Source organism: Pseudarthrobacter sp. NIBRBAC000502772, assembly GCF_006517235.1.
Classification (GTDB): Bacteria; Actinomycetota; Actinomycetes; order Actinomycetales; family Micrococcaceae; genus Arthrobacter.
Genome location: NZ_CP041188.1, coordinates 2,727,833 through 2,742,404, shown reverse-complemented (window position 1 = coordinate 2,742,404; position 14,572 = coordinate 2,727,833). Strand labels below are relative to the sequence as shown.

The following is a 14,572-nucleotide window of genomic DNA, read 5'->3' as shown; positions in this document are numbered from 1 at the left end:
GAGCGTCAGCCCTTGATAGCGGAGCTGCTGATACTGGCGACGAACCAGCGCTGGAAGATCAAGAAAACCGCCAGGACCGGGACGATAAACATCGTGCCGAAGGCAAGCACCTGGCCCCATTCGGGAGGCTGCTGGTTCTGGAAGATGCTGATCGCCAGCGGCAGTGGCCGGACGGTTGGGTCTGAGACCATCAGGACTGGCCACAGGTACGATCCCCACTGACCCAGGAAGGTCAGGATGGCCACTGTGGCGAATGCCGGCTTGGTGATGGGGACGATGACTTGGAAGAACGTCCTGAACGGCCCGGCCCCATCCAGCCTCGCAGCCTCTTCGATTTCGCCTGGGACGTCCAGGAAGAACGTGTAGAAGAGGAAGATCGAGAACGCGTTGGCTATGAACGGGATCGCCTGGATGACGACAGTGTCCCGCTGCCCCGAAAACATGTAGTACAAGGGAAGAGCGACGGCTTCGAACGGGATGATCGTCAGGATGATCACCAGCAGAAACAGCACCTTCTTGCCGCGCCATTTCATCCTCGCGAACGAGTAGGCCGCCATGGAATTCACGATCAGGCTGCCGGCAACCACGGCTGTGGTGACGATGATCGATACCAGGGCGAATTGGCCGAAGTGGCCGGTGGCATCTGAACTGAGGTGGTCGAAAACGCCGGCGTAGTTGTCGAAGGACAGGTTGGTTGGGACGAAGCCGCTCAGGCCGCTCAGGACCTCCGAGGATGGCCGGAAGCTGCCAACAATCAGGTAGTAGACGGGCAGGAAGAAGAACAGCGCGACAACGGTCAGGATCAGGTAATGGAGTGCTGTTTGCCAGCGACGGGTGCGTTTCATGCTGCTGGATCGCCGGGTCGGCTCCATGGTCTTGGACATCGTCATCAGACCCCTCCTCGCTGGCGCACGGCGGCGCGTTGGATGATGGCGATCATGGTGATGATCAGCATGAAAATGACAGTCATGGCAGCGGCTTGGCCCACGTTGTTGTTGTCGAACCCTGTGTTGATGATTTGCGTCATGACGGTCTCGGTGGAACCACGGTCAACGCTGCCGGAGCGGCTCAGCAGGTAGACCTGGTCGAACAGCCTGAACGAAAAGATGGTCGTTATGAGCGCAACGAAGATCAGGGTGTTCCGGATGCCGGGAACAGTGACGTTGATGAACTGCTGCCATTTGTTGGCCCGGTCCAGCGCTGCGGCTTCGTAAAGTTCGGTGGGAACGCTCTGCAGGGCGGCCAGGACAATGATCATTTGGAAACTCACGCTTTGCCAGATCGACATGACAATGATGGAACCAAGTGCCGTGGACGGACTGCCGAGCCAATCGTGGCTCGACAAGGCGCCCCCGCTGAAGAGCCCCAGGAGGGCGTTCAGGAGGCCTTCGTCTCCGCGGGAGTAGATAAGCCGCCAGATCACCGCGGTAAGGGCCAGCGGGAAGACCAAGGGCATGAAGATGAACGTCCTGAAAACCACCATCCCGCGCAGCTTGCGGTTGACCAGTACAGCCAGGCCCAAGGCCAGAACCGTTTGTACGGGAACAACAATCAGGGCGAAGGTGAAGTTGTTAAGCAGTGCCTGGCCGAAGGCTGCGGACAGGTCAGGATCGGTGAACAGGCGTGTGTACTGTTCGAATCCTATGAACCGTGCGGGCCGTGGGCTGTTGAGCTGCACCCGGTAGAAGGACAGTACGACTGCGAGCACGAACGGTGCCACCAGGAAGATGGCAAGGCCGATCAGTGCCGGGCTGGCGAACAGCGGGCCCGCGAACCGGTGGCCGGTAAGAATGGCCGATGACTGTCGCTTGGCCGGGGCCACTGCGGGAGCCGGGATCTTTTGCGTTTGAGTGGTCATGATGAAGGCTTTCGCTGGGAGCGAGTCCGGCGGTCCGTGCCGCCCCTCACTGGGGCGGCACGGACTGCTGCGGAGGTCTATTTCTTGTATCCGTCGTTGTCGGCGAAGTTCTGGTCGATGGCGCGGGCTGCGGCGCTCAAGGCTTCCTTGGCGTCTTTGCCTGAGTAGATGGCGGCCTCTGCTTTGCCGACCTGATCCGTCACGATGGGGTAACCGGCGGTCACGGGCCGTGTGACGCTGACACACGTCTCGGTGATCTGCTCTTCGGGTCCGCACGCCTTGCTCAGCTGGTCGCCAAGCAGCTGCAACTGCTTGCCGGGGCCGTAAAGGTTTGAAACTGACAGTGCCGTTTTGGTCGCCGGCGGGGCCCCGTTTGCGTCAGTGTAGATGCGTACGCTTTCGTCGGACATCAGGAAGTCCAGGAACTTCCCGGACGCGGCGCCGTTCTTGGTGGTGGCGCCCATTCCCCATGCGAAGGTACCGGAGGCAGTTTTGGTTCCTTTCCCGAAGTTGGGCAAGGGAATGGACACCAAATCGCTGCCAAGCGCTTTGTAGGTCGGGTAGGTCCAGTGCCCCACCCAGCTCAGCGCAACCCGGCCGTTCGGGAATGCCAGGCCGTCAGCGTTCGGATCGGTGTACTTCTTCCAGGACGCGAGCGTCGTCAGTGACTTGACGTTGGCCTCGGAGTCCAAAGCTCCGGACGCCTTGTTGTCCTTGAGCATCGTGCCACCACCGGACCAGATGACCGGCCCGGCAGAACAACACGTTCCCCACTCTCCAGCGAAGCCGTACTGTTCGGACAGGTCCAACGGTTTTCCCCCTGGGACGACGGCCGCGAGCTTATCCAGGACCCCGCTGAACTCCTCAGCCGTCCAGGCTCCTTCCGGTGTGGTCGGATACTCGACACCCGCAGAATCCAGGAGTTTCTTGTTGCCCCATAGGGCCAGGCCCGCGTTCATCATGCCCACGCCATACACGGCGTCGTCCACAGTGTTCTGCGCCTTGATGGAGTCCGTTTGGTTGGACAGCGTTTCCTCGGAGACGGAGTCCTTCAGGGGTGCCATCTTGCCGTTGTAGACGAAGCTGGCCAGTGTGGGTCCATCGAAGTCGAGCACATCCGGCAGGTCGCCGGGGGCCGCCGAGTTGACTGCCTTGGTGTACTGGTCCGAAGGGAAAAGTTTGAGGTTCACTTTGATCTTGTTCTGGGACGTTTCGAAGTTGGAAATGATCTTCTTCAACGCGTCATTCTCGGCTGCCTGACCGTCTACGGCCCAGACGTTTATGGTGCCTTCGCCCGAACCTGCCTGGACGGAAGGGCCAGGGTTGCCGGTGTCCGGCCCGCCGCAGCCAGTCAGTGATAGGGCTGCTACGGAAACGGCAGCTGCGGCCGCAATGATCCCTGCCATGCGACGGGACTTTGGAATGGTCATCATCATTGATTCCTCTTGGAAATGTGGAACTTATGGAAGCGTTTCGATGCCTGGATATCGTCAGGCGGGGGCGTGAGGAGGGTCACTTCTCAACGGCACAATGCGAGTCTACGCGGGTAGACTGATTCGTGCAAGAGTTGAGTTAGGTGCGAAAATAGGGGCAAATATGCGCATTCACGGGAGTCCACCCGGGTAGACTGAGTTCAACAATGAGGTGAAAGGTGTTCTCGATGGCAAGTGTGCAGACACAGGCGGGTTCCGGGAAAGTCACGCGAACTGACGTCGCCCGCTACGCGGGCGTCAGTACCGCCGTCGTCAGTTATGTGATCAACGGCGGCCCCAAGCCGGTTGCGGCGGCAACAGCAGAGCGCGTGCGGGAAGCCATCAAGGTGCTTCAGTACCAGCCGAACGCAACTGCCCGCGCCCTGACCATGGGCTCCGCCCGGCTTCTGGGGATCATCGTCCCGGACAGCACCAACCCGTACTTCGCCGAGCTGACGGACACTATCGCACAAGCGGCGGCCACCCGCGGTTACGCACTCCTGACCGCAAACTCCCGCACCGACGCGGAGACCGAGCGGCAAAACACAGTCAATCTCGTTTCCCGTCAGGTTGACGCGATCATCCTCGCGACAGTTCTGTCACCCAGTGAAGTCGCCGCCATGCAGGTCCAAGGCATTCGCCGTGTGCTTATCGACCAGTCCAGCATCGTGCACGGCATACCCATCATCAGTACGGACTTTGAACAGGGCGCCGCCCTTGGCGTCCAGCACCTGATCGGACACGGGCATCGGGATATCGGCATATTGGTGGGTAGGGACATTGACCCTTCACGCGTAGACCCGCGACACAATGGCTGGAAGAAGGCCCTCAACGAGGCAGGCCTACCTGAGGGGCCGGCCGAACTCACCGACTTCACCCGCCAGGGCGGATACGAAGCGACCCGCCGGCTGCTGGCATTGCCTAAGCCGCCGACAGCGATCTTCGCCAGCTCCGACCTGCTGGCCGTGGGCGCACTGCGCGCCATTCACGAAGCCAACCTGTCCATACCGGATGATGTTGCCGTCGTTTCGTTCGATGGAACATCTGAATCGGAATTCAGCTGGCCCCAGCTGACCACAGTGCGTCAGCCCATCGATCGGATCGCAGAGAGGGTTCTTGCAGCAGCCCTGTCACCGGAAGAGCCGGGCGGCGGGATCGAACTCCTCACCACCGAACTCATCGTTCGCAAGTCTTGTGGCTGCTGACCCTTGAGTCCAGGCAGCTTACCCGCAGCCACCTCTCCGCCCACAGAGCCCCAGCCCGACGCCAGGTCCGCCGCCGCGGGGCGGCGATGCCGGACTTCGCCCTCGGTAGGCACCATCCGCTGCGGCCATAAGGGGCTTTGGACACACGACATCCAAGACGGAGAGAACAAGGCCTTCTGACCGCTCGCTTTTGCCCTCCTGATTCTCATGGGAATATATCCTGAGTACACTCAGTTATGAGTGTAGTCACCATCGCGTAGACGCAGCTGCGAGGCCTAGCGTCCACGGCAGCCGAACGTCGGCTGGACGGCGGTGATGCTCTGATACATCGAAAGAAAAAGGACTAACCCATGACCCTTTCCGCACTGTGGCAACCACTGACTCTTGGCCGCCTTGACCTATCCCATCGGCTGGCGCTGGCACCCATGACCCGAAGCCGCTCCAACCCGGATGGCACGCCGGGCGACTTGGCGGCCGAGTACTACGGGCAGCGCGCCTCATTGGGATTGATCATCACCGAGGGCACGCAGCCGTCGGCCGACGGACAGGGCTATGCCAACACCCCGGGGATCTACACCCCCGAGCATGTCGAGGGCTGGCGAAGCGTCACCGAAGCAGTTCACGCCCGCGGCGGGGCGATGTTCATCCAACTCATGCATGCGGGCCGCATGTCCCACCCGGACAACACTCCTCACCACCGCCAGCCCGTGGCGCCCTCGGCGATCTCCGCAGACCAGGATATTTTCACGCCGACCGGACCCCAGAAGACGCCGACACCGCGAGAGCTGAGCCCGGAGGATATCCACGCCACCGTGGCTGACTTCCGCCACGCGGCAGCTTCGGCCATTGCAGCCGGCGCCGACGGAGTTGAAATCCATGGGGCGAACGGTTATCTCCTGCACCAGTTCCTCTCCCCCAACGCAAACCACCGCACCGACGCATACGGCGGATCAATAGAAAACCGGTCGAGGTTCGTGATCGAACTCGCCCAGGCCCTGGCCGATGAAATCGGCGCAGACAGGGTTGGCATCCGCCTCTCCCCCGCCATGCCATTAGGTGGAATCAACGAGGGCGACACCGAGAGTGTGCGCGCCCAGTACCGGCACCTGGTAGGCGAGCTCGCGACCCTGAACCTGGCGTACCTGCACCTTCACCATGTAGGCGACGACGAACTGCTCCGCTCCCTCAGGGATATATGGCCGACGGCGGTGCTCGTGGTCCGCTACGGACGCAACCGTGAGCAGATAGCCGACGACGTCGCGGCCGGCCTTGCGGACGTTGCCCCACTGGGCCGTTATGCGCTGGCCAATCCCGACATCGTTGAGCGCCTGCGCTCAAACGCCCCCCTGAACGAGGTGGATCCCAGCACTCTCTACGGCGGCGGGGCAGCCGGATACACCGACTACCCGGCCCTTGCCCACGCCTAATCCCGTACCATCCTCACCGACCGGCGCGGATGGAAATCAACACAAGAAAGTTCGTGAAATGCACTCACTCAATGGAGCAGTCGTCCTCGTCACCGGCGCAAACGGCGGCATCGGAACCCACTTCGTCCACGGCGCCCTCGCACGCGGCGCCAGCAAGGTTTACGCCACCGCCCGCACCCCCCGCACCTGGGAGGACGAGCGCATCGTCCCCCTTACCCTCGACATCACAGACCCGGCCTCAATACGGGCCGCAGTCGAGGCTGCGGGTGACGTCACGGTGTTGATTAACAACGCTGGAGCGTCCGTTGCAACCCCCGGCATCCTTACCCACACCGACGAGGAAATCCGGACCAATGTCGAGACAAACTTCCTCGGCCCACTATTCCTCGCCCGCGCCTTCGCGCCGATCCTGTCAGCGAAGGCCAAATCCGTAATCATCGACATCCACTCCGCAATGAGCTGGTACGCCGTCGGTGGCATTTACAGCGCCACCAAGGCCGCCCTCTGGTCGGCCACCAACTCGCTACGCCTGGAACTCGCCCCCGAAGGGGTACACGTGGTGGGCGTCCACGTCGGGTGGGTCGACACAGCAATGGCTGCGCACACCAGCGACCCCAAAATGGACCCGGCTGAACTGGTCACCACGGTATTGGATGCCGTCGAAGCCGGCGAGTACGAGGTCCTCGCCGACGAAACGTCCGTGCAGCTCAAGGCCGGACTCAGCGCCCCCATCGAGGCGCTCTACCCCCAACTTGCGCCCAGCAAGTCCTAGAAACAGCGGCCGCGCCGTGGTGATGAGTCCAACCCATCACCACGGCACTTTCCATATCGCTTGACACTTAACTGAGTTTAGTCATAATTGATGATAGTCACTTTAATCAGAAGGAGCATCGCGGCATGCGGGCATTCGTTATCAACAAGTACAAGGAACCGCTGCGCGAAGCCGAGGTTGCTGAACCCACCGTCGGCGAACGTGACGTGCTCGTGCAGGTGCAAGCTGCCGGCCTGAACCAGCTGGACGAGAAGATCCGCATGGGCGAGTTCAAGCAGATCCTTCCCTACAAGCTCCAGTTGGTCCTCGGCAACGACGTAGCCGGCACCGTCCTGCGCGTCGGGGAAAAAGTGAAGGGGTTCAAGCCCGGCGATGAGGTCTACGCCCGTCCCAACGAGGACCGCATCGGCACATTTGCCGAACGTATTGCCGTCGCGGAGGAAGACCTTGCGCTCAAGCCCGTGTCGGCCACCATGGAGGAGGCCGGCTCGCTGCCACTGGTAGCTCTTACCGCATGGCAGGCCCTCGTCGAGCAGGGCAATGTGCAGCCAGGGCAGAAAGTTCTCATTCATGCCGGCGCAGGCGGAGTCGGTTCTATCGCCATCCAGCTCGCCAAGCATCTCGGCGCGACCGTTGCAACCACCGCCAGCAGCTCCAACGCCGGGTTCGTGCGGGACCTCGGCGCTGACATCGTCATCGACTACCGCACCCAGGACTTCGAGCAGCTCCTGAGCGGATACGATCTGGTGCTCGATAGCCTCGGAGGGCAAAACCTGCAGAAATCACTGCGCATCCTCAAGCCCGGTGGGAAGGCGATTGGGATCGCCGGCCCGCCCGATCCGGCATTCGCCCGCAAAGCAGGCCTCAACCCCGTGCTGCGCCTGGCGATCACCGGGCTCAGCAGCAAGATTCGGAGGCAAGCCAGGAAGCTCGGCGTTAGCTATGAGTTTCTCTTCATGCGTGCCAGCGGCAACCAACTACGTCAGATCAGCGCCCTAGTTGACGCCGGCGCACTGCGCCCCATCGTAGGGAAGGTCTTCACCTTCGGCCAGGCTCCAGAGGCACTGCAATCCCTGGCCGCAGGGGGCTTCCGGGGCAAAGCAGTGCTCACCGTCACCAGCTGACCCGCCGATACCCACTATTCACGCAAGAGAATCCAGGAGGACAACCGTCATGGACAACACCGACGCCCCAAACGAACCAGTCGTCACCTCGTACGCGAAGGCACCTGCCAGCACTGTCACCGCCGGAGGCGTCAGCTACGCCTATCGCGAGCTTGGGCCGAAGGGCGGCATCCCCGTCGTGTTTTTCGTGCACCTGGCAGCCACCCTTGATAACTGGGACCCCCGTATCATCGACCCCATTGCCAAGAACCGCCACGTCATTACCTTCGACCAGCCCGGCGTTGGCGCTTCCACGGGACAAGTTCCCAACAGTATCGAAGCAATGGCCGACGACGCCTACACCTTCATCAAGGCCCTCGGATTCGACAAGATTGATGTGTTCTCCTTCTCACTGGGCGGCATGGTCGCCCAAGACCTGACCTTCAAACATCCCGATCTTGTCCGCAAGCTCGTGCTGACCGGAACCGGTCCGCGAGGAGGCAAAGACATCGATAAGGTCGTCGGCACCACCTACTGGGACATCTTCCGGGCAACCCTGACCAGGTCCGACCCCAAGGAATTCCTGTTCTTCAACCGCAACGCCACCGGCAAACCCGCTGCGAAAGCGTTCATCAAACGCCTGCAGGAGCGAACCGAGAACCGTGACAAGCCAATCAGCCCCCGCGCATTTCAGACGCAGCTAAAGGCAATCCAGAAGTTCGGCCGCTCGGCCCCGTCGAACCTGTCCACTCTCACTCAGACCACCCTCATCGCCAATGGCGACAATGACCGCATGGTGCCCTCCGCGCTCTCCAAGGACCTGCATCACCGCATCAAGGGATCCGAACTGATCATCTACCCCGACTCCGGCCACGGTGGTATCTTCCAGTACCACACCCGGTTCGCACCCGCCGTCGTCGAATTCCTCGCCCCCTGACCACCACGCTCGCGATAAAAAGGCACCAATGGGCATCTCACCACCAACTACCGGACCGCAGCTGGAAAAGCACTTTACGTCCTCAGTCCTGCTCTGGGTGCGCAGCGAGCAGTCCCGCCAAACCGACATGGACTACTGGAAAGGCCCGCACTCGGGCATCATCGCCGCCACACCTGGGCTGGAGGAGTACCGGCAGATTCACCTCGCCGAACACAACCCCGGCCTATGGCCCGCAACCACAGGGGTGGAAACCACCATCCCTGCGGACCGGAAGATCGACGGCATAGCGGAAGTCACCTTCCAATCCGCGCTTTCGCCGCTCAAGGGGCGCAAGCAGACCGCCTTGGCCTATAAGGACGAGGTCAACGTATTCCGCCGCACGCTTCTCTACGCCGGTCCGCCGAACACTTCACACTGGTATGACGTCGCCTCCCCGGCAGAGACTGTCGGGGCTCGCGCGATCATTTACCTCCGCCGCCGCCCCGGTGTCCGCCCGCACGAATTCCGGCGGCTCGTGAAGAAGGAACTTGTTCCTGCCCTGGCTGACACTGGGATGCTGAAGGAATTGCGCACTCAGTCATTCATGCCATGGATTAAGAAGACGTGGGATACACCCAACGTCGCCCACGACAACCCGGCGGACCAACGCTTCCACGCATCAATCATCCTGGGATTTGCTGACTCGGCAGCCCGTGACGCCTTCTTTAGCAGCACAGCTTTACGCAACCTCTCCCATCAGCTGAACCCGGTTGCCTCCGCCATCCATGCCTATGAGGTTGACGCAGCACTGACGTATGTCAAGGGTGGCCGGATCCTCCCCCACTACGAAGAGTAGCGCCGCCGACCGGAGGGCACGGTCTCCGCAGCTTCGATATACTCATTATTGAGTCCAGTCAGTTTACGCCCAGAGGAAACCACATGCCTGTCACAACCCAGCCGCTCGGACGGCGCGAGCGGAACAAGCAGGAGAAGCTGGACCGCATCACCGCCGCAGCCACTGAGCTGTTCGCCGAATACGGGGTCGAGGACGTCACCACCCAGCAGATCGCCGACAAAGCCGACATCGGCACCGGAACCCTTTTCCTCTACGCCAAAACCAAGGGAGAACTCCTCCTCCTCGTTCAGAACGCCCACTACGCCGAAGCTCTCGAGCGGGGCCAGGCGGATGCTGAAACCATCCAGGATGCCCTGGCTGCGGTGATGGCCGTGGTGCGGCCGATCGTGGAGTGCAACCGAACCCAGATCGACAACGGACGCTTCTATCTGCGGGAAATGGTCTTCGGCGACCCCACGGAGCCACACCACAGCGCAGCTCTGACCATCGTTGCGCAGACCGAGGAGGCCATTGCCGCCATACTGGACCGGGAAAAACTGGTCGACGCGGGTGACGCCGCGACGACGGCGCGCATCGTCTCGGCGATCATGTTTGTCAGCATGGCAGCAAGTGTGAACGCTGGGTTGGACATTGAGGCACTGGTGCAGGACATCAGGACACAAATCAGCCTGCTGATACCCCGCTGACGCGGCCGGCAAACACGATCTGGACGGCAGTCACTCACTACGGTTGCGGTCGACGAGACAAACCTCCGGCCTCTGGCCATAGCGACTTGGCACGATCAAGTTCGGGTCGCGGCGCCCTTTCAGGACAGCACCGCCGAACTCGATTTCTGAGACCCCGGTCCTTGTCGCGATCTCATAGTGGTCCACTAAGAGTGCACAGGCTAAGAGGGCACCGGCTAAGAGTGCACAGGCGTCCTCGGCAACTCTTCCGGCTGTTTGCCCGACAGTTGAGGGTAGAGGGCTTCGTGTGGGGCCGATAGGCCGGCCTTGGCGTGTGCGCTGAGTTCGTCGGCGACGACCTCGAAGGCATCGTTTTGGACGGCGTCGAAGACCCTGGCGACCAGGTCGGCTGGCCGCATTTTTGGGTCGTTCGTGTGGGAGGCCATAGGGGTGTCGACATAGCCGACATGCACTGCGGTCACGAGTACCCCATGGGGCGCGAGCTCGAGTCTGCCGAGTGGGTCGATCCGTCGATGCCAACCACAACGCCTGCCTGGTTCGCCGTACTGCGGCCCGGGATGACAGCGACGGGACTTTGGCAGAGGACAGCGGCCTGGAAGCTCACCGAACCGAACCCTGCGCCTCGGCGACCGCACCACTCGGCGCCCCCACGGCCGGTTTCGGAACCATCAAGCCCGGACAGGACCTCACGCCCTTTCAAAGCCTGCCTCCTCGCACTGCCACTCACCCAGTGTCCCGCTGAGGCGCTGAACTGCCAGTGCCTTAAGCCCCTGCCATGGTTCCCGGGGCTTTCGTCCCTGTTGCCCGGCCCGCGGAAGGCTGTCTACTGGATGGACACGCAGTTCCAGGCGTTCCAGCGAAGGAAGATCATGACCAACATCAGCATCATCGGCAGCGGACACATGGCCCGCGCGCTGGCCACTGTCATGCTGCGAGGGAACAACCCGGTACAGATTCTGGGTCGTGATGGCTCCAGGACGCGGGACCTGGTGGAGAGCCTCGGCCCGGGCGCCACCGGAGGCGTAACCGGGGCCGCCGTCACAGGAGCAATTGTTTTCCTCGCCATCCCGCACAAGGAAGTGCATGACGCCATCCTGGAGATCGGTGACTCCCTCGACGGACGCGTCGTGGTGGACATCAGCAACACCGTGGACGTTTCCAATTTCGACCAGTTGACCACGGAGCCCGGCGTGTCTGCCGCCGAAGAAACGGCCCGCCTGCTGAACGGACGCGCAGAGGTGGTCAAGGCGTTCAACACGACGTTCCCCACCACCTTGGAAGCCGGAAAAGTCGGTGGGCAGCACTTGGACGTTTTTATTGCCGGCGACTCGGAACAGGCCAAGGAGAAGGTCAGCGCCGTGGCAGCCGCGGCAGGTTTGCGCCCCATTGACGTCGGGCCGCTGCGGCGGTCGCGCGAACTCGAGTCCTTCATGCTGGTTGTCATGGGCCTGCAGGTCAGCCCCGAGCATCAGCATTTCAACTGGGACACCGCGCTCAGGATATTTCCTTAGGAGGTGCCGGCGGTCCCCCGCAGGCGTTCCTCGGCGCGCCCGGCGGTCCGGATGGCCATGGGGCTGTTGAGGTAAATGGGGATGTCCGGGATCGCCCCGCGCCGCCGGAGGCGCGCGAGATGCAGCATCAGGGTCTCGGCCCTTCCCACCGCGAAGGCAGCGACCAGGACAACCCCGCCCCGCTTGGCTGCCTCACGAGGATGTCGCCTAATTCGTCCTCCGGATTCCTCTCCGGGTGGGTCCGGTTGCCGTAGGTGGATTCGGCCACCAGTCATCGGGCTGGGTGCCGGCAGCTCCCGGTTCCGCCTTGGCGAGCGCGTGGGAGCAGCCTGGCTGGCCCGCACCTGCGGCGCCTGCAAATTCTGCCAGCGCGGATCGGAGAACCTCTGCCTTACCCCAACATTCAACGGCTGGGATATCGACGGCGGCTACGCGGAACTGATGACTGTGCACCAGGACTACGCTTACCCCATACCGGATGTGTTCACCGATGAGCAGGCCGCGCCCTTGCTGTGCGCAGGAATCATAGGATATCGGGCGCTGAGGTGCTCAGGTCTTCCACCCGGAGGAAGGCTCGGAATCTACGGTTTTGGCGGGTCCGCCCATCTGACGGCGCAGATGGCTTTGTTCGAAGGTGCACGCGTCTACGTGATGACCCGATCTTCAGCTGCGCAGAGCCTGGCCCTCAGGCTTGGGGCGGAATTCGCCAGATCCGCTGAGGCCGAGCCACCCGCTCTGCTGGACGCAGCCATTCTCTTCGCTCCTGCGGGCGGACTGGTCCCGGTTGCGCTGCGCGCCCTGGACCGGGGCGGGACCCTCGCCGTCGCCGACATCCATTCGAGCGACATACCGGCCTTGGACTATCAGAAAGACCTGGGCCCCAACGGTGACCTTCGGCCCTAGGCGCGCCGCCGGATCCCAGGGAAAGTACTGCCATGGCGGATAGCGGGCGGACCATAGTTGTGGGAATCGACGGTTCTGAATACTCCCCGGCAGCCCTGCGCCTTGCCGGTCGGTTGGCGTCCGCCCTGGCCGCCCCATTGCATGTCATCACGTGCCTCGGCCTTTCCGACTTCTACCTTCCGGCGCACTTGCCACCGGGGTACTTTGACAGCGCCGCTGAGCTTGAGGCCATCGCACGGCGGCTCATGGAACAGGCTATTGACCGGGCCTTCGGCCCGGAACGCCCGGAACACCTCACGGCCGTTGTCAAGGTGGGGTCGCCGTCGAAGGTTCTTGTGGAGGAAAGCCGGAACGCCCAAATGCTTGTAGTCGGCCGGCGGGGCCATGGCGGCTTGCTCGGCCAGCTCATGGGCTCAGTAAGCGCCGCCTGCGCAGCACACGCACATTGCCCAGTACTGGTGGTCAGCCAGGACACCGAGAATGACCATGGAACCAACACCTGAGCTGCCTGCAATAGTCGTGGGCGTGGACGGAAGCGCTCCGTCCATACTCGCCCTGCGGTGGGCCGGGGCCTTGGCACCGCTGCTCAAGGCCCACATCCGGGCGGTGGCCTGCTGGCAATTCCAGATCGCAGTCGGTACCTTCATGCCGGTTGTGTGGAACCCTGAAGATGAGGCCAGGCGGATCTGTGCTGCGGCCGTGGACCAGGCCTTCGACGGCGCACCCCCTGCCGGACTCGAAGTGGTCGCCCTACAGGGTCAGGCGGCGAAGGTACTGATCGAAGAAAGCAGGAATGCCCAAATCGTTGTTCTGGGCAGTCGCGGCCACGGAGGATTTGAAGGGCTCCTCCTCGGTGCGGTCAGCGCAACGGTCGCTGAGCACGCCAAATGCCCGGTCCTGGTGGCGCACGGTACCGACTTGCCGCCAGGGCTCTCGGATACTTCCGGACAGCCTCGCGAAAGGCGGCGGCCAGACCGGGTCCAGCCATGACCTCTCCTGACAGAGTAGTTGTCGGCTACGACGGGTCAACCGAGGCGGCCCTCGCTGTACGTTGGGCAGCACGGCACGCAGCGCTCATGGACTGTGAGCTGCACGTGGTCCATTGCTCGCTCTGGCCGTTACTGACCAACGACCTTGGACCCGTCAAAGGCATAGCCGGCAGCGGGCTGCAACATCAGGCGCAGGCCATCCTTAATGAAGCCAAAGCCCAGGCGCTGTCCATGGCGCCGCGGGTCAGGATCCAGGGCAGCCTCCTCTACGGGCTTCCTGCAGGCCATCTCCGCCGGATCGCGGATGATGCGCGGATGCTGGTTCTTGGCAGCCGCGGGATCGGTGGCTTTATGGGACTTCTGGTGGGATCAGTAAGTCTGGAACTCGCGGCAACGGCGTCCTGTCCCGTGGCGGTCATCCGGTTCGATCAGAGCGCGGAGGGGCGCATCGTGGTGGGAATTGACTCTTCCGGCTCGGCGGGCGCCCTGCGTATTGCCTGTGCCATGGCCAGTACTACGGGAGCGGACCTGATGATCATCCACGTCATCCGGCCCCACGACGGCATGGCCAACGCTGGCGGAGCCGGCCAAAAATCGGCCAGTCGCCTCCTCCAGATGGCGGCTCACGACGCCCGAGCCCTGGCTCCGGACGTGACTGTCAACCAGCACCTGGCCCAGGATGCTTCCGTCCCGCGGGCACTCCTCAACGCCGCCCGCGGTGCCGCCCTCATCGTCGTCGGCAGCAAGGGCCGGGGAATCCTCAGAGGAACTATCGGATCAAATGCCCATGCAGTCCTTCACCACGCCACGGGACCCGTCCTGATTTCCCGGCAGCCGCAGCCGGATGGGACCCCAGGCATCGTGAGGACCTGAA

16 protein-coding genes and 1 pseudogene are annotated in these 14,572 nt (G+C 62.5%); 12 read left to right on the top strand and 5 right to left on the bottom strand.

What is annotated here, in order from left to right; translation table 11 throughout:
• Positions 1 to 5 precede the first annotated feature (5 nt).
• From NIBR502772_RS12610 to NIBR502772_RS12600, 3 genes are all read right to left on the bottom strand, one after another.
• Entirely contained in the window at positions 6 to 890 is an 885-nt protein-coding gene (locus NIBR502772_RS12610) for a carbohydrate ABC transporter permease (RefSeq protein ID WP_141140459.1), read from the bottom strand.
• A complete protein-coding gene (locus tag NIBR502772_RS12605; RefSeq protein WP_246848501.1) occupies positions 890 to 1,858 on the bottom strand; it encodes a carbohydrate ABC transporter permease in 969 nt (322 codons plus the stop codon). Before NIBR502772_RS12605 ends, NIBR502772_RS12610 begins: the two co-directional genes overlap by 1 nt.
• 77 nt (positions 1,859 to 1,935) lie before the next feature.
• Positions 1,936 to 3,264: an extracellular solute-binding protein gene (locus tag NIBR502772_RS12600; RefSeq protein WP_246848500.1), complete on the bottom strand. Its 1,329-nt coding sequence runs from the start codon at positions 3,262 to 3,264 to the stop codon at positions 1,936 to 1,938.
• A 254-nt stretch (positions 3,265 to 3,518) separates the two neighbouring features.
• Here NIBR502772_RS12600 and NIBR502772_RS12595 point away from each other — a divergent pair, with 254 nt between their 5' ends.
• From NIBR502772_RS12595 to NIBR502772_RS12565, 7 genes are all read left to right on the top strand, one after another.
• On the top strand, positions 3,519 to 4,535 hold the full coding sequence (locus NIBR502772_RS12595) for a LacI family DNA-binding transcriptional regulator (protein ID WP_141140457.1): 1,017 nt from the start codon (positions 3,519 to 3,521) through the stop codon (positions 4,533 to 4,535).
• Between the two features lie 350 nt (positions 4,536 to 4,885).
• Positions 4,886 to 5,962 carry an alkene reductase gene (locus NIBR502772_RS12590; RefSeq protein WP_141140456.1) on the top strand — a complete coding sequence of 359 codons (1,077 nt, stop codon included), beginning with the start codon at positions 4,886 to 4,888 and terminating at the stop codon, positions 5,960 to 5,962.
• Between the two features lie 58 nt (positions 5,963 to 6,020).
• Positions 6,021 to 6,734, top strand: a complete 714-nt coding sequence (locus NIBR502772_RS12585) for an SDR family oxidoreductase (protein ID WP_141140455.1) — start codon at positions 6,021 to 6,023, stop codon at positions 6,732 to 6,734.
• 125 nt (positions 6,735 to 6,859) lie between these two features.
• Positions 6,860 to 7,858: an NADP-dependent oxidoreductase gene (locus tag NIBR502772_RS12580; protein WP_141140454.1), complete on the top strand. Its 999-nt coding sequence runs from the start codon at positions 6,860 to 6,862 to the stop codon at positions 7,856 to 7,858.
• A 49-nt stretch (positions 7,859 to 7,907) separates the two neighbouring features.
• Complete coding sequence (locus NIBR502772_RS12575) at positions 7,908 to 8,774, top strand: alpha/beta fold hydrolase (protein ID WP_141140453.1); 867 nt, start codon at positions 7,908 to 7,910, stop codon at positions 8,772 to 8,774.
• Positions 8,775 to 8,802: 28 nt separating this feature from the next.
• Positions 8,803 to 9,609 (top strand): strictosidine synthase, encoded by an 807-nt coding sequence (locus tag NIBR502772_RS12570; RefSeq protein WP_141140452.1) that lies wholly within the window; start codon positions 8,803 to 8,805, stop codon positions 9,607 to 9,609.
• 83 nt (positions 9,610 to 9,692) lie between these two features.
• Positions 9,693 to 10,295: a TetR/AcrR family transcriptional regulator gene (locus NIBR502772_RS12565; protein WP_141140451.1), complete on the top strand. Its 603-nt coding sequence runs from the start codon at positions 9,693 to 9,695 to the stop codon at positions 10,293 to 10,295.
• 215 nt (positions 10,296 to 10,510) lie between these two features.
• Here the strand turns inward: NIBR502772_RS12565 and NIBR502772_RS12560 are convergent, their stop codons facing one another.
• Positions 10,511 to 10,756 carry a hypothetical protein gene (locus tag NIBR502772_RS12560; protein WP_246848499.1) on the bottom strand — a complete coding sequence of 82 codons (246 nt, stop codon included), beginning with the start codon at positions 10,754 to 10,756 and terminating at the stop codon, positions 10,511 to 10,513.
• Between the two features lie 408 nt (positions 10,757 to 11,164).
• On the opposite strand from NIBR502772_RS12560, the gene NIBR502772_RS12555 reads away from it, so the two are divergent.
• Entirely contained in the window at positions 11,165 to 11,806 is a 642-nt protein-coding gene (locus tag NIBR502772_RS12555; protein WP_141140450.1) for an NADPH-dependent F420 reductase, read from the top strand.
• Positions 11,807 to 11,856: 50 nt separating this feature from the next.
• On the opposite strand, the pseudogene NIBR502772_RS12550 reads toward NIBR502772_RS12555, so the two are convergent.
• A pseudogene (locus tag NIBR502772_RS12550) lies at positions 11,857 to 12,077 on the bottom strand (MBL fold metallo-hydrolase); the annotation flags it as partial.
• A 47-nt stretch (positions 12,078 to 12,124) separates the two neighbouring features.
• Between NIBR502772_RS12550 and NIBR502772_RS12545 the strand changes: the two are divergent.
• The 4 genes from NIBR502772_RS12545 to NIBR502772_RS12530 are packed head-to-tail and all read left to right on the top strand — an operon-like array spanning position 12,125 to position 14,571.
• A complete protein-coding gene (locus NIBR502772_RS12545) occupies positions 12,125 to 12,709 on the top strand; it encodes an alcohol dehydrogenase catalytic domain-containing protein (protein ID WP_371706664.1) in 585 nt (194 codons plus the stop codon).
• A gap of 32 nt (positions 12,710 to 12,741) precedes the next feature.
• Positions 12,742 to 13,212, top strand: a complete 471-nt coding sequence (locus NIBR502772_RS12540) for a universal stress protein (RefSeq protein ID WP_141140448.1) — start codon at positions 12,742 to 12,744, stop codon at positions 13,210 to 13,212.
• Positions 13,196 to 13,699, top strand: coding sequence for a universal stress protein (locus tag NIBR502772_RS12535; protein ID WP_141142055.1), 504 nt, complete (start codon positions 13,196 to 13,198; stop codon positions 13,697 to 13,699). Before NIBR502772_RS12540 ends, NIBR502772_RS12535 begins: the two co-directional genes overlap by 17 nt.
• The gene (locus tag NIBR502772_RS12530) at positions 13,696 to 14,571 is read left to right on the top strand and encodes a universal stress protein (RefSeq protein ID WP_141140447.1); all 876 of its coding nucleotides are present in this window, start codon (positions 13,696 to 13,698) and stop codon (positions 14,569 to 14,571) included. Before NIBR502772_RS12535 ends, NIBR502772_RS12530 begins: the two co-directional genes overlap by 4 nt.
• Position 14,572 lies beyond the last annotated feature (1 nt).